This is a genomic window from Psychrobacter sp. P11G5, assembly GCF_001593305.1.
Classification (GTDB): domain Bacteria; phylum Pseudomonadota; class Gammaproteobacteria; order Pseudomonadales; family Moraxellaceae; genus Psychrobacter.
In genome coordinates this window covers 2,530,657-2,550,192 of the sequence record NZ_CP012533.1, presented here as the reverse complement: position 1 = coordinate 2,550,192, position 19,536 = coordinate 2,530,657, and the positions used below count along the sequence as shown (strand labels likewise).

The 19,536-nt window shown below is 43.7% G+C and carries 17 protein-coding genes; 7 read left to right on the top strand and 10 right to left on the bottom strand.

Annotated elements, in window-relative coordinates; translation table 11 throughout:
- The first annotated feature begins 256 nt into the window (after positions 1-256).
- Genes AK825_RS10270 through AK825_RS10260 form a run of 3 tightly spaced genes read left to right on the top strand, consistent with a single transcriptional unit; the run spans position 257 to position 2,628 of the window.
- The gene (locus AK825_RS10270) at positions 257-1,093 is read left to right on the top strand and encodes an amino acid ABC transporter substrate-binding protein (protein ID WP_068036993.1); all 837 of its coding nucleotides are present in this window, start codon (positions 257-259) and stop codon (positions 1,091-1,093) included.
- A complete protein-coding gene (locus AK825_RS10265) occupies positions 1,093-1,830 on the top strand; it encodes an amino acid ABC transporter permease (RefSeq protein WP_068036991.1) in 738 nt (245 codons plus the stop codon). Before AK825_RS10270 ends, AK825_RS10265 begins: the two co-directional genes overlap by 1 nt.
- A 54-nt stretch (positions 1,831-1,884) precedes the next feature.
- The gene (locus AK825_RS10260) at positions 1,885-2,628 is read left to right on the top strand and encodes an amino acid ABC transporter ATP-binding protein (RefSeq protein WP_068036988.1); all 744 of its coding nucleotides are present in this window, start codon (positions 1,885-1,887) and stop codon (positions 2,626-2,628) included.
- Positions 2,629-2,979: 351 nt separating this feature from the next.
- Here the strand turns inward: AK825_RS10260 and AK825_RS10255 are convergent, their stop codons facing one another.
- From AK825_RS10255 to uraD, 8 genes are all read right to left on the bottom strand, one after another.
- A complete protein-coding gene (locus AK825_RS10255; protein WP_068036984.1) occupies positions 2,980-3,927 on the bottom strand; it encodes an EamA family transporter in 948 nt (315 codons plus the stop codon).
- 213 nt (positions 3,928-4,140) lie between these two features.
- On the bottom strand, positions 4,141-4,707 hold the full coding sequence (locus tag AK825_RS10250) for an ureidoglycolate lyase (RefSeq protein WP_068036981.1): 567 nt from the start codon (positions 4,705-4,707) through the stop codon (positions 4,141-4,143).
- A 170-nt stretch (positions 4,708-4,877) separates the two neighbouring features.
- Positions 4,878-5,714 carry a bifunctional allantoicase/(S)-ureidoglycine aminohydrolase gene (locus tag AK825_RS10245; protein WP_068036978.1) on the bottom strand — a complete coding sequence of 279 codons (837 nt, stop codon included), beginning with the start codon at positions 5,712-5,714 and terminating at the stop codon, positions 4,878-4,880.
- Positions 5,715-5,769: 55 nt separating this feature from the next.
- Complete coding sequence (gene puuE / locus AK825_RS10240; RefSeq protein ID WP_068036975.1) at positions 5,770-6,750, bottom strand: allantoinase PuuE; 981 nt, start codon at positions 6,748-6,750, stop codon at positions 5,770-5,772.
- Positions 6,751-6,798: 48 nt separating this feature from the next.
- Positions 6,799-8,304 carry an NCS1 family nucleobase:cation symporter-1 gene (locus tag AK825_RS10235; protein ID WP_068036973.1) on the bottom strand — a complete coding sequence of 502 codons (1,506 nt, stop codon included), beginning with the start codon at positions 8,302-8,304 and terminating at the stop codon, positions 6,799-6,801.
- A gap of 146 nt (positions 8,305-8,450) precedes the next feature.
- Positions 8,451-9,809: a urate hydroxylase PuuD gene (locus tag AK825_RS10230; RefSeq protein ID WP_068036971.1), complete on the bottom strand. Its 1,359-nt coding sequence runs from the start codon at positions 9,807-9,809 to the stop codon at positions 8,451-8,453.
- Positions 9,810-9,875: 66 nt separating this feature from the next.
- Positions 9,876-10,244 carry a hydroxyisourate hydrolase gene (gene uraH, locus AK825_RS10225; protein WP_068036968.1) on the bottom strand — a complete coding sequence of 123 codons (369 nt, stop codon included), beginning with the start codon at positions 10,242-10,244 and terminating at the stop codon, positions 9,876-9,878.
- Between the two features lie 43 nt (positions 10,245-10,287).
- Positions 10,288-10,809: a 2-oxo-4-hydroxy-4-carboxy-5-ureidoimidazoline decarboxylase gene (gene uraD, locus AK825_RS10220; protein ID WP_068036966.1), complete on the bottom strand. Its 522-nt coding sequence runs from the start codon at positions 10,807-10,809 to the stop codon at positions 10,288-10,290.
- Between the two features lie 309 nt (positions 10,810-11,118).
- Here uraD and AK825_RS10215 point away from each other — a divergent pair, with 309 nt between their 5' ends.
- On the top strand, positions 11,119-11,781 hold the full coding sequence (locus AK825_RS10215) for a TetR/AcrR family transcriptional regulator (RefSeq protein WP_068036961.1): 663 nt from the start codon (positions 11,119-11,121) through the stop codon (positions 11,779-11,781).
- 146 nt (positions 11,782-11,927) lie between these two features.
- Here the strand turns inward: AK825_RS10215 and AK825_RS10210 are convergent, their stop codons facing one another.
- Entirely contained in the window at positions 11,928-13,367 is a 1,440-nt protein-coding gene (locus tag AK825_RS10210) for a nucleobase:cation symporter-2 family protein (RefSeq protein WP_068036957.1), read from the bottom strand.
- 621 nt (positions 13,368-13,988) lie between these two features.
- Between AK825_RS10210 and AK825_RS10205 the strand changes: the two genes are divergently transcribed.
- The 3 genes from AK825_RS10205 (at position 13,989) to AK825_RS10195 (ending at position 18,515) form a co-directional block, all read left to right on the top strand.
- On the top strand, positions 13,989-16,133 hold the full coding sequence (locus tag AK825_RS10205) for a TonB-dependent receptor (RefSeq protein ID WP_068036955.1): 2,145 nt from the start codon (positions 13,989-13,991) through the stop codon (positions 16,131-16,133).
- 153 nt (positions 16,134-16,286) lie between these two features.
- A complete protein-coding gene (locus AK825_RS10200) occupies positions 16,287-17,636 on the top strand; it encodes a PepSY-associated TM helix domain-containing protein (RefSeq protein WP_068036951.1) in 1,350 nt (449 codons plus the stop codon).
- Between the two features lie 123 nt (positions 17,637-17,759).
- Positions 17,760-18,515: a siderophore-interacting protein gene (locus AK825_RS10195; protein ID WP_068036947.1), complete on the top strand. Its 756-nt coding sequence runs from the start codon at positions 17,760-17,762 to the stop codon at positions 18,513-18,515.
- A gap of 194 nt (positions 18,516-18,709) precedes the next feature.
- Here the strand turns inward: AK825_RS10195 and AK825_RS10190 are convergent, their stop codons facing one another.
- A complete protein-coding gene (locus AK825_RS10190; protein WP_068036944.1) occupies positions 18,710-19,483 on the bottom strand; it encodes an ATP-binding cassette domain-containing protein in 774 nt (257 codons plus the stop codon).
- Positions 19,484-19,536: the final 53 nt, after the last annotated feature.

Below are 19,536 nucleotides of genomic sequence, written 5' to 3'. Positions count from 1 at the left end.
GTATATGAGCTAGACGCCGTTTAAATAGTATGGATTAACTTTGATTCTGCTACATCGAATTCTTTTGTTAAAAGTTCATAAAAGAAAAATAATATAAAATAGTATTGAAAGACACAAACAATATCCTCAAATCGGGCAACCAAAGCAAATATTGCAGTGCACATGTTTTATTGTGATATTCATATTATATAGTTTTATTTAACTTTGTTTGCCTTATACATTTTTGCATTATCCATTCATCTTATAAGGACGCCTTATGAAACGTCGTAATCTTTTAGCCCTTGCCGCCAGTACTGTATTGCTTGCCGCTTGTGGTCAGTCTACTACTAATGAAGCTGAAACCAATGCAACCGACAGTGCTGAGACTGCCGGTTCTGATTTGCTACAACGTATCAATAATGGCGGCACTATTAACGTCGGTACCGAAGGCACCTACCCACCATTCACTTATCATGATGAGAGTGGAAAGCTGACGGGTTATGATGTCGAAGTAACGCGTGCAGTCGCTGATAAATTAGGCGTTGATGTTGAATTTAAAGAAACTCAGTGGGACGCCATGCTGGCAGGTCTGGACTCAAAACGTTTTGATATGGTCGCCAACCAAGTCAGTCTAACTACCCCTGAGCGTTTAGCAAAATATGACAAATCTCAAGCTTACAGCTGGTCAGGCGCTGTGGTTTTAGCGCCAACTGATGACAATCGCTATAGCTCGTGGGAAGCGTTAAAAGGTCTACGTTCAGCACAGTCGCTCAGCAGTAACTATGGTGAGCTAGCAGAACGCTATGGCGCAGAAGTCGTTCCTGTTGATGGCATGGCACAAGCGATTCAATTGGTTAAACAAGATCGTGCTGACTTTACAATGAACGATAACCTTGCAATATTAGACTATCTAAAAAAATTCCCAGACAGCGCGCTTGAGATTAAATTGGTTGCACCGGCCAGTGAGCAAACTGGTTCAGGATTAGTCTTGATTAAAGGCGATGAAGCCGTCGTCGCAAAATTAGACGAAGCAATGGCAGCATTAGCAGCCGATGGGACGCTAACCAAACTTAGCGAAGAGTTCTTTGGTGCTGATATAAGTCAACAAAAATAATGCTAGCTTCTATCACGTCAGTGCTAGCTGAACTACTGGCATTATTGCCATTTATGGACCCTGATCGGGCGCAAATTGTTATCAATTCATTTTGGCCAATGCTGAAAGGCGGTATCTATTATTCGATACCGCTAGCATTGATCTCGTTTGCAATTGGTATGGCAATTGCGCTGACGGTAGCACTAATTCGTATCGTGCCGCGTGCTGGCTGGTTTCACGAGATTATCTATAGACTTGCCCGTATTTACGTGTCTGCGATTCGCGGTACACCGATGCTGGTGCAGCTATTTATCATCTTCTATGGTTTGCCCAGTGTTGGATTGAAGCTTGATCCATTCCCTTCTGCGATTATTGCCTTTTCACTGAATATCGGTGCGTATGCGTCTGAGACGGTGCGTGCCTCTATTTTATCTATTCCAAAAGGCCAGTGGGAAGCAGGCTCAACCGTAGGGTTAACGTACCTACAAACCTTTCGCCATGTAATTTTGCCACAAGCGCTACGGGTTTCAGTGCCACCGTTATCCAATACTTTTATCAGCTTGGTAAAAGACACGTCTTTGGCCTCATTGGTACTCGTCACTGAGCTGTTCAAACAAGCTCAGATTATCACGGCGCGTAATTATGAATTTATGCTGGTCTATACTGAAGCGGCGGTTATTTATTGGGGTATTTGTCTGTTCTTGACCTTTATTCAAGGCAAGCTTGAGATTCGTCTTGATCGCTATATCGCTAAATAATTTATAAATACGCCTTATAATATTGCCAGTATTATCCGCACAACAGGAACCTTTATGATTCAAGTCACCAATATTCACAAAGCCTTTGGTAGTAATCAAGTGCTCAAAGGCATTGATTTGACCATTCACAAAGGCCAAGTAGTCGTGATATTAGGGCCGTCAGGATCGGGAAAAACTACTTTTTTACGTTGTCTTAATGCGCTGGAGATTCCTGATCAAGGTGTCATTGCGTTTGATGATGGCAGCTTGACGGTCGACTTTGGCACTAAGCCTAAGAAAAAAACCTTGCTGGCACTGCAACGTAAATCAGGCATGGTGTTTCAGTCTTATAATTTGTTTCCGCATAAGACAGCGATTGAAAATTTAATGCTTGGGCCGACGGTGGTACAAGGGCAAAGTAAAGCACAAGCCCGTGAGCAGGCTTTAGTTTTATTAGAGAAGGTTGGTCTATCGGACAAAGCGGATCTTTACCCGTTTCAGCTATCTGGTGGCCAGCAGCAGCGAGTTGGTATTGCTCGTGCGCTGGCCATTGAGCCGTCGTTACTGTTGTTCGATGAACCAACTTCCGCGCTTGATCCCGAGCTGGTCCAAGACGTACTCGAGGCGATGAAAAAACTGGCATCTGAAGGCTGGACGATGGTTGTCGTAACCCATGAAATCAACTTTGCTCGTGATGTCGCTGACCATGTCGTCTTGATTGAAGATGGTTATGTGGTCGAAGAGGGCAGCGCGAAGCAGTTATTTGAAGACTCCGAGCACCCTCGTACGCAAGCATTTCTACAGCGTATTGTGCAGTAATAAGGTTAGGGTAATCCAAGTTATTTATCAAATCTATATATAGTCAGCCCTAAATAAAAGCATTACAAAGATTATAATGTGCTACTGAGATAATTTTTCCTTGCTTGCTGTGCCTACGCAGACAGAGGCTGCGCAAAATTTATCTCAGTAGCGCTGTATTTATTTTACAGTGGATCGACTATCGCGTAAATTTTTTTTGAAGCAAAGTCTCAAGCACTCTAAAGAAAATTTTTAGGCAAAAAAAAGTCCCAACTATGATGTCATGGTTGGGGCTTTTTTAATCTAATAAAAATAGCTGCTGCTGTATTCTAAATATTTTGAACGTTAATTTTTAGTAGCGCGTAATAAAAACTAAACTTTTTGCCGTCTTCTTAGCCAACGCGGTACACGCGTGGTAGTACCGTTTAATACGGCATTAAATAAAGCCGCCAATAAAATCAATACCACGCCCACGTATTGAATCCACGATAATGATTGGTGTAATAGCATTGTCGCAAGGGCGATAGCAGTCAACGGCTCAAAGATAGTAAATACTGAAGCGCGAGTAGCAGGTAGCTTCTCCAACGCTTTCATATAGAGACCAAAAGGTACGACTGTTCCAAGCAAAGACAGTCCTAAGACGTAGCCCCAAGTAAGCAAAGGCAAGGTTAATAATTGCTCATAGGTGTTATAGGTTTCAGGTAGCAATAGCAGCACACCAGCACTAATGACAATAGAGGTAAAAAATACCAAAGGGGCAGGATGCGCATAATGCATCGCGCGCTTGCCGAGTACTCCGTATAGGGAATAACACACGCCTGATAGCAGTCCGAGCACAATACCCCAATTGGCTTGTGCTTGCTCACCTAACATCGTTAAGCCGACGCCGAATACAGCCATTAGTGCTAGGAATGCCGACTGCCGCGTAATGGATTCACTAAGAAAAAACGCTGAGAAAAGTAAGCTAAAAACGGGCGCAGTATAAAGGAGGGCGACAGCGGGACCAGCACCGACATAAATAACGGCAAAGAAGTAGCATACCGACATACCAAGCACGCCAATTAAAGACTGTAGCGCTAGTCCAAGCCACTGCTTTGGACGTAGCTTAACGAGATGTGGCCATAATTTTGGCAGCATGACAAGGATAAGAAAAGCAGCGGTAACGATGCGCAAAATGGTAATTTGCCAGCCACTAAAGCCGATTTGGTTGAGGTAGGTCGAGAATATCCCTAAAGTACCCCAGCAGACAGCGGCTGTGATAATTTGAATAGTACCTATCCATGATTGCCACGCTGACATTACGCTACTGGTGTTTGCCATATCGTTCTCTTATTAATGTCCAATTGTCGCCATGTTTTACAAGGCTTTTAGTTGTCCAAACTGTCTGAGCAACAGCGCAATATAACTTCTCAAAGGCGGTACTAAAATAAGAAAAGACAACCCGATTGAGGGCTGTCTTTTGTGTGTCATGATTCATTTAATGTTAAAGCTATTGTCTAATGCTTAGTTAATACGAGTCAGCGAAGTATAAACTTAACTATGCTCACTGTTGATTTCACTTTTAGTTGCGCTGTCAGATTCACGATCAATTTCAATCTGAACTTGCCAATCATTAATATCAAGCTCATGGCAGTTATTGCCTTCGCCATTGATACGATCAATGACCAAAAAGTCAGAGTCACAACCAAGTGCGAGCAGTGGGTGATGCCAAACGTTGGCATCATATTGCACGCCTTGATGAGACTTGGCATAAAACACGGTCAAATCATCAGCAGACCGGGGCGGCTCGCCCGCAGGTGCAACGACGACAATATAATCTTGACCATGCATCGAAAAGAAAGCCTGTGTACCAAACGGATGATATTCCATCACTGACAAAGCGATAGGAAATTCGCGCTTTTTAGCACAGAAAATACTCATGCCGACATTGCCACCATCAAGCTTAGACTCAGCGATAGCATGATGGCGCTTGGCGTAGCCATTATTAATCTCATAACAATTTTCAGGCGTTTCTTGCTCTTTGTCGTACGGCTCAATAACCTTACCATATGGCGCAAACTCAGCTTTGGTCAAAGGTTTGGCTATGATTGTAGTACTCATGAATTCACCTTACTATGGGTTAATAGGGTCTGTTAATTGGTAGAGTCGTTTAATTGGCAGTATCAGCAACTTTACCATAAACCCGTACGCGACTTAAACCGTCATCTGGGAGTAAATGACATACTCGAATTAACGATTATGCCTCTAAACTGTTTATCGTTCTGGATGGGTTATCGTTCTGGGCGAATAAACGGCATATGTCTATTCACATCTTTATATAGTAAGTATCTAAATGGACCAGGTCCGCCAGCGTAACAAGATTGTGGGCAAAATGCGCGCAGCCACATAAAATCACCGGCCTCAACTTCTACCCATTCGCCGTTTAAGTGATATACGGCTTTACCTTCTAGTACATACAAACCATGTTCCATAACATGAGTTTCATCAAATGGAATCACGCCACCTGGCTGGAAAGTGACTATATTCACATGCATGTCGTGACGCATATCAGATTGCTCTGTAAACCTAGTGGTTGCCCATACGCCTCCTGTGTCCGGCATCTCAATCGCTTCAACATCGTGATCGCTGGTTACAAAGGCTTCGGGCGCATCAATACCTTCTACAAATTGATAAGCTTTGCGGATCCAATGAAATTTAACGTGTTTATCGCTATTGTTTTTCAGCGTCCATTTACATCCCGGCGGTAAAAATGCATAACCACCCGCTTCAAGATGATGCGCTTCACCTTCTATAGTCATATCCATTTCACCTTCAACGATGAATACAACACCTTCGGCTTTTGCATCTAGCTCAGGTTTTTCTGAGCCGCCATTTGGTGCTACTTCAACGATGTATTGTGAGAAGGTTTCTGAAAAACCGCTTAAAGGACGTGCAAGTACCCACATCCGCATTCCTTCCCAAAACGGCAGGTAGCTAATAACAATGTCGGTTAGTACACGTTTAGGAATAATCGCATAAGCTTCGGTAAAGATAGCGCGATCAGATAGTAACTGTGTTTGCGGAGGCAATCCGCCAGTTGGTGCATAATAAGTACTTTTTGTTGACATTATTCATGTTCCTTAGTGGTTTTGTGCCGCGATAAATTTGTGTCTGAGCTCACGTTTACATCCAGTTGGCAGTGTTATCAGCCGTGGCGGGATGGTTTTCATACCAGTGCTTAGCGATTTCGTCGCGGCGGCATATCCAAACATCGGGTTTACTGGTGATGTATTGCAAAAACTGTTTGAGGGCTTTGATGCGACCAGCACGGCCGATAATGCGACAATGTAGACCAATCGTTAGCATTTTAGGGGTATGCGAGCCTTCTTCGTATAAGGTATCGAAGCTGTCTTTTAGATATTGATAAAAGGGTTCGGCGTGCGTAAATCCAGGGCTTGAAGCAAAACGCATATCGTTGGTTTCAAGCGTATAAGGGATAACCAAATGCGGTTTGCGCTCAATCTTGTTGCCTTCTGCTACCTTCACATTGAGCCAGTAAGGTAGCTCATCAGCGTAAGAGTCGGAGTCATAGATATAACCGCCTTGCTCGGCTACCAGCTCGCGGGTATTAGGGCTGTCACGACCAGTGTACCAGCCCAGCGGCTGCCCGCCAAGCATCCGCTCAAAGATTTTAGTCGCCGCACGCACATGCTCACGTTCGGTCTCACGATACATATATTGATAAGTGATCCAGCGCAGTCCATGACTGGCGATTTCATGACCGTCCTCTAAGACGCGCTCGATGATATGCGGTGTTTTTTCAGCAGCGGCAGCACAAGTAAAGGTAGTAATGGGTAAGCCATATTCTTTAAACACATCTAATACTCGCCAAACACCCACGCGGCTACCGTACTCAAATGCAGACTCTATAGACTGGTGACGATTGTTAAATTCTGGCGTGCCTAAAACATCTGACAAAAAGCGCTCAGACTGACCATCGCCGTGCATGACGCTGTTTTCTGCCCCTTCTTCAATATTTAGTACGAACTGTACAGCAATCTTTGCACCACCTGGCCAATTGGCTTGTGGTGGATTGCCACCATAGCCTTTTAGGTCACGTGGGTAGGTGTCTTGATTAAAATCGCTGGTGATTTTCTGAGTCATGTTCGATATTCCTTTATTTCAGTTGAGATGTTTTTATTACCTAAAGTCTTATGCTTGATTAGGTTTTACGGCGTAGGGACGCATAAGTAGCCAATAAACGATACCACCTAACGCAGCTCCTAATAAGAAACCGTAACCTTCAAGTGAGGTGAGCGAAGGTACCAATACAGTGGCAAGCGAGAATAAAGCGCCAACAGCAAAGGCGATCAAACCGCGAACGTTCCAACCTTTATAATAGTAATAAGCGCCTGTGGGTTTTGCCGAAAACAAGTCATCCATATCGATTTGTTGGCGCTTTATTATATAATAATCGATGACCAAGATTCCGAAGAAGGGCGCAATAACGGCACCGACAGCATTTACAAAACCCACAATGCCGATCTTACTAATAAAAGATAACCACAATGCGCCAACGAAAAAAGCGATAACAGCAGTGATTAAGCCGCCCTTACGAAAGTTAATATGTTTAGGAAACAGATTGGCCAAGTCGTAAGCTGGTGGTATGAAGTTGGCGACCATATTGATACCGACGGTTGCGGCAAAGAACGTTAGGGCAGCGACGATAGTTAATGGCAAAGAGTCCACCCGATCAACGATATCTGACGGGTTCGTTAAGGCCTCACCAAACAAGACTAGAGTACCTGCGGTAATGACTAGAGCGATGAAGGAGAAAAACACCATGTTAATCGGCAAACCGAGTAAGTTACCCAGTCTCATATCACGCTCGCTACGCAAAAACCGTGAAAAGTCACCGAAGTTGATGACCACTGCGGCAAAGTAAGCAACCATAGTACCAACGATAGCCGTAAAGGCCTGAAAAGAGCTACCCGTATAATCGCTGCCACTAGCAAAAATGGAGTTAATAGCCGGTAATAATTCTGAGCCTGACTGATACCAGACTACGCCCATCAAGATAACCATCACCACATAAACTAGCGGACCTGCCCAGTTTAAAAAGTGCTTGATAGGTTCAACCCCTGCCCAAAAAAGCAAAATCTGAAACACCCAAACGATTACGAAAGCGAGCCAAGCGGTGCCGTTTAAGCCCAAAAAGGTTGCATCCGAGCTACCCATCATTAATGTTAATAAAATAGCGACCGCAGTGGATGCAAAATAGGTCTGCACGCCGTACCAAAAGATACCAATAATGGCTCGTAATATAGCCGGAAGATTAGCGCCATTGATTCCCATACTAGCTCGTATGAGTACTGGAAAAGGAATGCCATATTTGACGCTCGGCTTACCCGTCAAGTTGACCATCAGCATGACGATGAATCCTGAGCAGATAATCGCTGCCATGACCCACCAGCCATTCAGTCCATAACTCAAAAATAAGGAGGCCGCTAAGGTATAACCGAATAAGCTCTGAATATCATTGGACCAAACATTAAATATCGCAAACCAGCCCCAATTACGCTGTTCAGGCTGTAGCGGGGCAAGATCTTCATTATATAATCTTGAGTTTTTGCGTTCTGGATTGAAAGTGTTGCAATCATAGAGCGCGCTGTTGGACTTATTACTGAGCTGACTTCCTTGCTCATTCGCAGTGGACATCCTTTTCTCCCTTTAGATTGGAATCAATCGAAACCAAGATTGTTAACACTTAATAACGTTTATTGTTAACACTTTAAGGATGTCTAGGTCATTGGTCAAGGTAATTGTTTGATTGGTGTTTACTTATCTGTGTTTAGAATGCTCATTTATAATCCGGAAGCATACGCTACAATTTGCTGACGTTCTTCATCCGTTAATTGAGTGAGGTTTCCTAGGGGCATATAGCCACTTTGTACCGCAGTGATGATTTTGGCTTTGTGAATTTTCATGTCTTCGGGTGTCTGGATGATAATACCCGCTGGCGGTGCAGCAAAGCCTTGCTGGATTGGCTGTGCGGCATGGCAGGTACTGCAGCGCGTGTGCACAACATCCATAATGGCATCGTCAGCTGAGGCCGCCACTGGAATGGCTGCGGCGGTGACATTTTCATCAGAGTCAGCCTTGTCAGTCTCATTAATAGCAGTAGCATTAACAGCCGTATCACCTGCTATTTCATTGTTAGCATTAGTACTAGAAGTTGGTGGCATGCCGTCAGTTACTGCAGGCGCAGCAGCGACTGGAGCGCTAGCGGCAGGTAATGGCTCGATTGGCGCTGGACGCATCCAAATAATCAATAGCACCGTTAATAATGCAGGAATCCATAGGAACTTTGTTTGCGTATTACCTAAATGTTTTTGGTTGAAGTAATGACGTACAAGAGCAGTAATAATCCCTACAAATACCAATACCAACCAGCCGTGTGTATGAGAATACATCATCGGATAGTGGTTGCTAATCATGGTAAAAATGAGCGGTAGGGTAAAGTAGTTATTCATCAGCGAGCGGTTTTTGGCTTGTAGTGCCAAGTCGGCGACTTCTTTACCTGGTTTTTCACCGCGCCGCACACAATCTACGAGTGCGCGCTGAGCTGGCATGATGCCGAAGAATACGTTACCCGCCATTACCGTACCTAAAATGGCACCAATATGAATGAAGGAGGCGCGATCACTGAACAGCTGATAAGAACCCCACGTCGCGATAATTAATAATATAAAAATAAGCGAGCTAAAGACAAAGGCGTTTTTACCTAAGTGACTGCGAACAATCACTTCATAAATAAAGTAGCTGCCGAATAAGAACAATAAGCTTGTAGATATAGCACCGATACTGCTACCAAAAGCGACTTTGCTGGGATCGATTAGGTAAGCTGTTGCGTTGGCATAGTAGACAATAGAAAGCATTGCCATACCAGTCAGCCACGTCGTATAAGCTTCCCATTTAAACCAGTGTAGGGTCTTGGGCATCTCTTCAGGCTCAAGCTTGTATTTAGCAATCTCATAAAACCCACCGCCATGTACTGCCCATAAGTCGCCTGAGATACCTTTATCGGCTTTCCACTGTGGTGGTTTACGCAGACTGAGATCCAACCAAACAAAATAGAAAGACGCACCAATCCATGCAATCCCAGCGATAACGTGAAACCAGCGAAAAAATAAAGCTAACCAATCGAGAAGATATGCGCCCATGTGGCAAGTGTCCTTTTGTCCAATGTTCTTTCATCCAGTGTATTTTTACACTGTGACGTAATAAATTTACGAGCCGCGATACGTGCTGTAGCCATGTGCGCTAAGTAGTAGCGGTACATGGTAGTGACCGTTATCACTTATCATAAAATCGATGACTACTTGCGGATAAAAAGCCGTTAGATTTTGTGCATCAAAATAAGCTTGGGTATCAAACGTTAAGGTATAACGACCAACATCTAAGTGATATTCAGCAATATCAATAGTTGGGTCAAACGACCAGCTATCTGGTGTCACGCGTCCATCAGCGTTGGTGACGCCATTGGCTAATAGTGACGCCTTGCCGCTTGCGCTTACGCTGTGTAGCGTCACCGCTATGTCAGCGGCAGGTTTGCCAAGATGGATATCTAAGATATGTGATGAGAGAGTACCTGACATGATAATTCCTTTTATATATTGAACAAGTAAGGCAGCGTTTACGTTAAGCGGCGCCTAGCAGTTTCTGTAGGCGTAAACGCGTAATTTTATTTTGCTCAGCAGCGGCATTAACCAGCTCAGTAGCACGATCGTTTGGCAAACGTGCTAACAATAAATCCAGCATTTGCTGCGCGCTCTTGCCCGTTGCAAACACGATAAAGATAAAGCCAAACTTATCGAGATAATCTTGATTGCCTTGCGCCAATGCTGCAATCACATCATCCTCAGCATCATTTGCGCCTGACTGCTCATGCGCGGCACTATCTTGAGTGTTGCGGTATTTTTCTTTGAGCGAGTCGACATTGCCGATCTGTGGATGACCGTCAAACGCCTCAAGCAAATTCGCTTCAGTCGTTTGAGCCTGTTGCCATATTCCATCGCTACGGGCAAGCAAGGTGTCTATATCTGCAAAAGGACGCGCGTTTGCCAAGTCATGTGCCCAGCTGGTGCTAGTGCAACAGGTCAATAGGCGTGAGGTCGCATCGGCTTGAGATAGTTCATTAAATTGCGGTAACGTTAAGCTCACGGTTACATCCTTTTCTTTTTATACAAAAATTCTAGTAAGATAGAAGCCTAAGGTTCATAAGCATCTATGACAATAGGATAATATTTTTCCATCAAATAAAGACTATGCGAAACCCGTGCTAAAGTAGTATTGCTTGAGTAGTCATTGGTCTGATATTATCTATTCTGCTTAAACCTGACCATTTGGTCAACTACTTTATACAAAATATTTCCATTTATCTTGCTATGTTTCATAAAAACTAGGGCTTTATCCTAATAAGTTCACTGGAATATGGTTGTTTATTAATAACAATACCTAATGGCTCAAACTATGGCACAACAGAACCAAGCGGACACCTCACCTGCGCCTGAAGCACCTGCCCATCGTAGTCAACAAGATATTCGTGCGCAAAACCAAGCGTTGATTCTAGCAGCAGCTGAAGAGGAGTTCGTCCTACAAAGCTATCGCGGCGCGACTATGCAAGGTATCGCTGATCGAGCAGGGCTGCCAAAAGCCAATATTCATTATTACTTTAAAAATAAAAAGAATCTGTACAAGGCGGTGCTGCATTCTATTATTCAAGAATGGAACGAAGGACTGGTCACCATGACGGTTGATAGTGACCCTAAAGCCGTTATCGAAAAGTTTGTGCGTACCAAGTTGCATCAAGCATTTGTAAACCCAAATCGGCATAAGCTGTTCGCGCTTGAGGTCATTGGCGGTGCACCGCATCTACATGACTTTATGTCAACGACGATGCAAGAGTGGGCACTTGATAAAATAGAGGTGATGAAGACATGGCATGAGCAGGGCAAAATTGGCATTGCCGATCCATTGCAATTATTGATTTTGATTTGGGCAACGACCCAGAGATATGCAGAGTTTGAGACAGAAATCGTCGGCTTGATGCAAAAGAGTGCCTACGATGAACAAGATGAGGCGCGTGCGGCTGAGTTTTTAGTACCGTTCATTTTACGTGGCTGCGGTCTTTAACAGCAGGTAAAGGCTCTTGTTTTATATAGCCAAAACCACTTTAACGATAGTAGCTTTGTTAACGCTATATCGCTAAAGTGGTGATTGAGGTGCAGAAAAATTCTCTTCCTGATACTCTTCCTGCGCTCAATTAAATTATAGGCAAATCACAACGCCTGACTTTCTATCTCAATTTCGCTCTGAGACAATTCACGCACGGGCTTTAACTTTTCATCAGCATGTTGCTCTGGCTCATCAAATTCAACACCATAGTTCTTTGGCAAGATCATATCGAGAGCGATAGCAACGATACCTGACATCGTAACTGCTGAGCCAAAAATATTACGGAAAAATTGAGGGGTTTGGGCAAATACATCGGGGACAAAAGCAACACCCATTGATAGACCTAGTGAGGTCGCAATGATTAAGATATTACGATGGGTAAATTCTACGGTTGATAGAATGCGAATACCTGCGGTCGCTACCGTTGCAAACATCAGTAATGTCACTCCGCCCACGACGGGTTTTGGTAATTGAGTGAAGATAGCGCCCAAAATAGGAAACATACCCATAGTGAATAAGATAGCACCCACATAAAAGCCAACATAGCGGCTAGCGATGCCCGTCATCTGAATCACGCCATTGTTTTGGCTAAACGTCGTCACTGGGAAGGTATTGAACACCGCCGCAATCAATGAGTTAACCCCATCACCTAAGACACCGCCTTTAATACGTTTTTCGTATAGTGGGCCTTTAATAGGTTCACCTGAAATCATTGAGGTTGCAGTTAAGTCACCTGAGGTCTCAATACTGGTAATAATATACATAAAGGCGATAGGAATAAAAGCTTGCCAGTCAAAACCAAAACCAAATTTAAAGGGCACAGGCAGAGTAAACACGGGGGCTTCAGATACTAAAGAGAAGTCAATACGTCCCATGAACATCGCTGCAACCAAACCTAGCATTAGCCCAATAAAGATCGCACTAGAGCGAATAACTTTATTATCAATAATACTGATTAGCACCACACTCACCAGTACACCGCCACCTAGTAGTAGGTTCTGCATACTACCAAAGTCCTCAGCACCAACGCCGCCTGCCAAATCAGTCAGACCTACTTTGGTTAATGACAGCCCAATAGTGACAATCACGCAACCAGTAACGATAGGGCTCATCAAAGACTTAAGCTTGGTAATGAATTGGCTTAAGAAAATCTCGACGAAGGCACCAAGAAACGAGACGCCAAAGATGACAGAGAGAATCTCCTCTGGACTACCCCCTCGATTTTTTACCACAAAACCTGCTGCTAATACTGCAGCTAAAAAACCAAAACTAGTGCCCTGTAAAGCCATGAGTCCAGAACCGACAGGGCCAATCTTGCGAGTCTGAATGAAAGTCGCAACCCCTGATACCATTAAAGACATACTGATGAGGTAGGGGATGTGTTCGCCCAAACCCAAGACACCGCCAATAATTAATGAAGGGGTAATAATACCGACAAAGCTGGCTAGTACGTGCTGTACCGCGCCCAAAAATGCTTTTGCAGGGGCAGGACGTTCATGCAGTCCGTATAACAAATCAGGGTTTCCTTGAGTGTGTTCACTCATTTTGGCTTCCTCCTAAAGTGACTTTTAGTCCAATCTCTGTCGGTAATATTAAGCAATACAAGAGACATATGGGTTAGAGCTCCCTATTCATTTAAAGCTCTCTAACGAATCGTATGGCCTATCTATCTGACAAAGAGTCGCACTGATCCTTGTGCTAATAAATAAAAAAGCCAGCCATTATTTATCGATAACAACTATTTATTTATTAATCTCACTAACCGTCATATCTTAAAACCTGACTATTTGGTCAGCTATATTAGGGTATAGCGAAAGGGTAACGCATTGCAACGTTTTTTTTAATATTATTGCGTTTATTTATTCGAGGAAAGTTGTTAAAAAAGATGAGTATTAAGCGGTTAAGGTAACAAACACACGCGCGCGAATTTTTAATGCTAAATTTCTCACATTAATTATTGCCAAATTGTTAATACTTCGTTATTATGCCTCTCATAATTTAAATGCTAATCATTATCATTTGCAATGCGATTCGCATGTGCCGCTAGATGACGTTAAAGCATTAAGAAGTATAAACAAGCAGTTCTGGGAAAAGACCGTTGATAAATGGCTTTTAATAGTGATTTTTAAAAATCCAATTCTGATAGTAATTAAAGTGAGTGCGTTATGCGTGAAGTAGAGTTATCAAAGTCGTCAAAACCAGCAAAGCTATCTAGTCGATTGACCGTATTGTCTATGGGTGTGGCAGCGGTATTGTGGTCGCAAGGGTCACAAGCAGCCAGTACAGCTGCTGTAAAAGATATGCCAAGTACGACATTACAGACGATTACTGTGACGGCCAATAGCTCAGTCCGTGATAGTGTACAAGAAGATTCTGTCTACATAGATGACTATACGCCAGCCGCGCAAGCTAGCCACTTAAGTGATTTTTTGGACGTCATACCAGGGGTTGAAGTCGGTGGTACTTCATCGGTGAACCAGCGTGTGCGAGTACGCGGTCTTGATGATACCAATCTAAAAGTAACAATTGATGGTGCGCGTCAAGAAGGCGCGATGTTTTATCATATGGGCGATGTCACGATTGACCCAGACTTACTAAAACAAGCAGATGTATCGGTGGGTAATAATTCAGTCACGCTGGGTAATGATGCGATTGGCGGCGGTGTGGCTTTTGAAACCGTCGATGCGGCAGACTTGCTCAAACCTGGTCAAAAGATTGGTGCCAAATTACATGCAGGATATGGCAGTAATAATGACGAGATACTCACTTCAGCAACTGTCTATGGCGCACCGACAGAGAATGTTGACTTACTTGCTTATTATGGCAAACGTGATGCCAATGCTGGTGAAGATGGCAAGGGGCGTGAGATTCAAACCCAAGATAGCGAAGGCGAAAACATCCTATTAAAAGCGGGTGCCTATATTGGCGATGATCATCATGTTGGTGCTGGCTTTAGCCGTACCGAAAACGAAGGTTTATTCCCATTACGTCCTGATTTTCCAGCGAGTTCAGGGGTAGGTAGTTGGAACGAGATTCTCCCGCAAAAAGTAAAGCGTGATACTTATACGCTAGATTATAGCTATAATCCAGTGAGTCGCTTAATAGACGTTGATACCAATGTTTATCAAACAGAAACGAGTATCTCAAGGGATACGGATTATACCGAAAATCTAGGTTATGATTGGGAAGCGGGCGTTAAGACCACTGGTGCTAAAATCCAAAACACCAGTATTATTGATGACGCTATCATCGCGGGCATCACAGGGACGCATAAGCTGATTGCTGGCGTTGAGCACTATAAAAAAGAGTCAGAGATGGCGCGCAACTCTGCCAAAACTGGCACTGATGAAGCAAAAAACACCTCAGTATATTTAGAAGACCAGTGGCAGATGGGTAAATTAACCCTAACGCCGGGCATACGTTATGACCGTTATGAGTCTCCTGAATTTGTATCGGCTGGCAAAACTTACGACAATGTCGTTGGCGCACTGGCTGCCAGTTACGAGATTGCACCGCGTACGCAAGTATTCGCCAGCTATACGCAGCTGTTTAACGGTCCAGATTTAAGCCAAGCTATCTTTAATCAAGATGGTGAAGATACCTATGTTAATAATGACCTCAAAGCAGAAGAAGGCTCGAACGCTGAAGTTGGTATGGCGACGACGCTTCGCGGTCTGACTAGCGCTGATGATGCGCTACGACTGAGTGCCAAATACTTTGAGACCAATATTGAAAACTACCTTGAATTTGTCCGTGCTGGTGGCAGTAGAACGGGTCTAAATTGTACAACTGGACAGCTAGGTACTAGTGATTCCCCTGAGACATGTCAGGGTGTGATTAACAAAGACGAAGATTTTAAAATCAAAGGCGTTGAGCTTGCAGCCGATTATAAAATAGATAACTTTAACATGGGTCTCAGCTATGCGCGTGCCCGCAGTAAGGGCGAAAATACCGGTTATAACATCGCTTCAGTGAGCGGTAGTAGCTCTGAGTCTGGTGATAAATACATGGTCAACCTTGGCTACGCGCCAACGGACACCACAGAGCTTGGCTGGCGCAGTACCTATGTTGCTTCAGTGACGCCTAATACGAGTGGAGATGATATCGAAAAACCAAACTACGACGTGCATGATATCTTTATGAGCTATACACCAACTCAGGTTGAAGGCTTAAAAGCGACATTAGGCGTCTACAATATCTTTGATGAAACTTATGCCAGCCATGCCTCACGTAACAACGCTTTAGATGATAATTACACGGATTTTGAGATGGGTCGTAATATCAAAACTTCTTTAACGTATCAGTTCTAATCTAACTGCTATTGGTAATATTTAAAAGTCAGCTGTCTTTGTATGAGAGCTGGCTTTTTTCATGCGGGTTTCTTCTTAACTTGGCAGAATTATCAATTAACAGCTACATTCTAATGACCAATCACATGATAAATTAATAAAGAATTAGGACTAATGACATTATTTTCATTTAATCTGCGCCAAACCTGTCTATGGATCCATCGTTATACCGGACTTGCGATGGCCGCTTTTTTAATCATGGCTGGTCTCACTGGAGCGCTGCTAGCATTTTATGACGAGCTGGACGATATGTTCAATCATGAGCTGGTGCATATTGAAGCGCAACGAACGCCGCCATTATCGATCGCTGAGCTGCATGACAAGGTCATTACAAGTTATCCAAAACAGACATTTTCGAGTATGCCAACCTCGATAGCGCCTGACAAATCTGCTGTATTTTTGGTAGATAGAGTAAGAGGCCCTAAAGCGAAATCTCAGCCTAAAGCCCCTTTCCAAGAAGTCTATATCAACCCCTTTACCAGTGAGATTATCGGTACTCGTAATAAGGATGAATGGGCATGGCGCAATACCATGTGGAAGGTGTTTTGGCTACACCGTGATTTGTTGCTAGGTGATATCGGTAGGCTGCTGTTAGGCTTAGTGGCGCTGGTGTGGACGCTTAATTGCTTTATTGGCTTTTATCTTACTTTTCCACGGGCAGTAAAGTCTAATAAAGCCAACTCGGATATTAATAAAAAAACCGTCAGTAAAAAACGTGCTTCATTATTTAAGCGTTGGCTACCTGCTTGGAAAATCCGCAGAAAAACCAATATCTTTAAGCTCAACTATGATCTGCACCATGCGTTTGGATTGTGGCTTTGGCTGATGTTATTTGTCATTGCTTGGTCGAGTGTGGGTTTTAACTTGCAGCAAGTTTATAAACCGGTGATGCAAGCAGTGGTTGGACTTGAAAGCAAAGAAGGTAAAGAAAGAGAAAAAGGTGAGTCAAATAAACCAGATAAATCTAGCGTGCAGGACATGCCAAGTTTTGCGCCAGTTAGTAATGAAACACGTGTTGCTGCTATTGTGAATAAAGCCAATAGTATTGAGTATGTTAGCAAGCAGGCGAATATTGCCGCGCAAAAAAATGGGGTCAGCGTCCAGCAGTTATTGGGATTGCGCTGGGTAGAAGAGGACAAGCAATGGCAAATGCGCTTTAAAACCGATAAGGATGTTGGCAGCCACAGCGGCGCCTCATCTATCACTGTCGATGCCCAAACAGGTAACGTTGAGCGCGTTAATTTTGGTTATCAAAGCTCATTCGGCAGTAAAGTAGACCAATGGTTATCAACGCTACACATGGGACATATTGGTCAAGGCGAAGATGAACAACTTACTCATCGACTGTATCAAGTATTCTTAGCGCTGATAGGTTTGGTCGTGACGATATTATCAGGCACTGGCGTTTATCTGTGGTGGAAAGGTCGGCAACAACGAGGCAAAGCGTTGCGAAAGCTGAAGTAAACATGACCTAATTGAAATGTGCACGTGAAGGTGCATAACATAATGCTAGTGTAAAATAGCTAGCACTTCAAACCGATCTTATCTAAAAGAAAAATATAACTTTATAAATAAAAGGATCTAAAAATGTCCAAACCTAGCCCAAGAGTATTAGAAGTAAAGTGTATCGCTGATATCACACCCAATATGCGCCGTATTACTTTGGGAGGGGAAGGGATGAAAAACTTCCCAGTAGACCAAGAAAGCGCCTATATCAAATTGATGTTTCCTCAGGGTGAGGAGCAAAAACCAATCATGCGTACCTATACCATTATCCAGCAGCGCGCTGATGAGATGGATGTCGATTTTGTATTACACGGTCTCAATCATAAAGGTGCCGAAGGGCCAGCATCGCACTGGGCCAAAACGACTCAAGTCGGTGACACTATTTTGATTGGTGGTCCAGGTGCAAAGAAAACCATCAATCATGAGGCGAATTGGTTTTTGTTAGCAGGCGATATGACTGCTTTGCCAGCCATCACGGTTAATTTGGCACAACTGCCAGAGGATGCAGTCGGCTACGCGGTCATAGAAGTGTTGAGTGAGGACGATATCCAATCTCTCACAAAACCAAAAAATATCGAGATTGAGTGGGTTGTGAATGCAATGGCAAGTGATAGCCACTACCCAATACTTGAGCGTATTAAAGCACTTACTTGGTTAGCCGGTACACCTGCAGTGTGGGCGGCATGTGAGTTTAATAGTATGCGAGCGCTACGACGGTATTTTAAAGAAAAAGAAGTGACTAAGAGCCATCTCTATATCTCAAGTTATTGGAAGCTTGATAGCAGTGAAGATGAGCATAAAATTGTGAAGCGGGAAGATGCCGCGTTAGGGCTATAAGTCGCAAACACAAACAGCGATACCATATATCCAATACCAAATGAAACCGATACGCTATGTGAGATTTCCAGACTGGTATAAATTTTTCTTGCTTGCTGTGTCTACGCTGACAGAGGCTGCAAAAAATTTATACCAGTCTTGCGTATCGTTTTTATATTGAACCAACTATATATGGGAATTATGGTGAAGCGTCACTATAACAATGTATCGACAATCACTGGACGACCCTGATGACTAAGAACTGAGACATCGACGTTATATAAATCCTTCATAGTCTCTTGGGTGATGACATCGGCAGGTTTACCAACTGCCATTACTTTACCTGCTTTCATGGTGACCACCGTATCGGCGAATTGTGCCGCTTGATTGATATCATGTAGGACGATCACCACAGTCTTTTTCTGGCTATGACTCAACTCACGCAGCTCACGCATCAGGCGGCCAGCATGGTACATATCCAGATTATTCAGCGGCTCATCGAGCAATAGATACGGCGTATCTTGGCAAACAATCATTGCAATCAGCACGCGTTGCCGTTGACCACCGGACAATGTTGATAAGAAACGCTTGGCTAATGGTTCTAGCTCAAAGCGCTCAATAATATCCTGCACTTTTTGTTCATCGTTTGCGGTTGGTTGCCCTTGATGATAGGGGTAGCGCCCAAACATCAGCAGCTCATGCACACGCAGTCGCCCTTGTACTTGATTGTCTTGTCCGAGCATCGCTACTGTCTTAGACAAGGTTCGCACATGACAGCTAACAATATCACGTTCCTCATTATCTACAGCAAAACTTACCTGTCCTGACTGTAGGGGTTGCAGTCGTGCCATTACTGAAAACAGGGTGGATTTACCTGCGCCATTGGGGCCAATTAAAGCAATCACTTGTGAGGGTGGTAAAGACAAGGTAATGTCATGCAGGATTTGTTGTTTGCCAATATGGTGGGAGATATTATCGAGTTTAATCATACAGTTGGTCCGATTCAAAAACGCTATAACGCTACTGGAATAAGTTTTTTTCG

What these genes read in the sequence shown, in the direction of transcription:
- AK825_RS10270 (WP_068036993.1), top strand. Translation starts at nt 257, where the DNA reads ATGAAACGTCGTAATCTTTTAGCCCTTGCCGCCAGTACTGTATTGCTT.
- AK825_RS10265 (WP_068036991.1), top strand. Translation starts at nt 1,093, where the DNA reads ATGCTAGCTTCTATCACGTCAGTGCTAGCTGAACTACTGGCATTATTG.
- AK825_RS10260 (WP_068036988.1), top strand. Translation starts at nt 1,885, where the DNA reads ATGATTCAAGTCACCAATATTCACAAAGCCTTTGGTAGTAATCAAGTG.
- AK825_RS10255 (WP_068036984.1), bottom strand. Translation starts at nt 3,927, where the DNA reads ATGGCAAACACCAGTAGCGTAATGTCAGCGTGGCAATCATGGATAGGT.
- AK825_RS10250 (WP_068036981.1), bottom strand. Translation starts at nt 4,707, where the DNA reads ATGAGTACTACAATCATAGCCAAACCTTTGACCAAAGCTGAGTTTGCG.
- AK825_RS10245 (WP_068036978.1), bottom strand. Translation starts at nt 5,714, where the DNA reads ATGTCAACAAAAAGTACTTATTATGCACCAACTGGCGGATTGCCTCCG.
- puuE (WP_068036975.1), bottom strand. Translation starts at nt 6,750, where the DNA reads ATGACTCAGAAAATCACCAGCGATTTTAATCAAGACACCTACCCACGT.
- AK825_RS10235 (WP_068036973.1), bottom strand. Translation starts at nt 8,304, where the DNA reads ATGTCCACTGCGAATGAGCAAGGAAGTCAGCTCAGTAATAAGTCCAAC.
- AK825_RS10230 (WP_068036971.1), bottom strand. Translation starts at nt 9,809, where the DNA reads ATGGGCGCATATCTTCTCGATTGGTTAGCTTTATTTTTTCGCTGGTTT.
- uraH (WP_068036968.1), bottom strand. Translation starts at nt 10,244, where the DNA reads ATGTCAGGTACTCTCTCATCACATATCTTAGATATCCATCTTGGCAAA.
- AK825_RS10215 (WP_068036961.1), top strand. Translation starts at nt 11,119, where the DNA reads ATGGCACAACAGAACCAAGCGGACACCTCACCTGCGCCTGAAGCACCT.
- AK825_RS10210 (WP_068036957.1), bottom strand. Translation starts at nt 13,367, where the DNA reads ATGAGTGAACACACTCAAGGAAACCCTGATTTGTTATACGGACTGCAT.
- AK825_RS10205 (WP_068036955.1), top strand. Translation starts at nt 13,989, where the DNA reads ATGCGTGAAGTAGAGTTATCAAAGTCGTCAAAACCAGCAAAGCTATCT.
- AK825_RS10200 (WP_068036951.1), top strand. Translation starts at nt 16,287, where the DNA reads ATGACATTATTTTCATTTAATCTGCGCCAAACCTGTCTATGGATCCAT.
- AK825_RS10195 (WP_068036947.1), top strand. Translation starts at nt 17,760, where the DNA reads ATGTCCAAACCTAGCCCAAGAGTATTAGAAGTAAAGTGTATCGCTGAT.
- AK825_RS10190 (WP_068036944.1), bottom strand. Translation starts at nt 19,483, where the DNA reads ATGATTAAACTCGATAATATCTCCCACCATATTGGCAAACAACAAATC.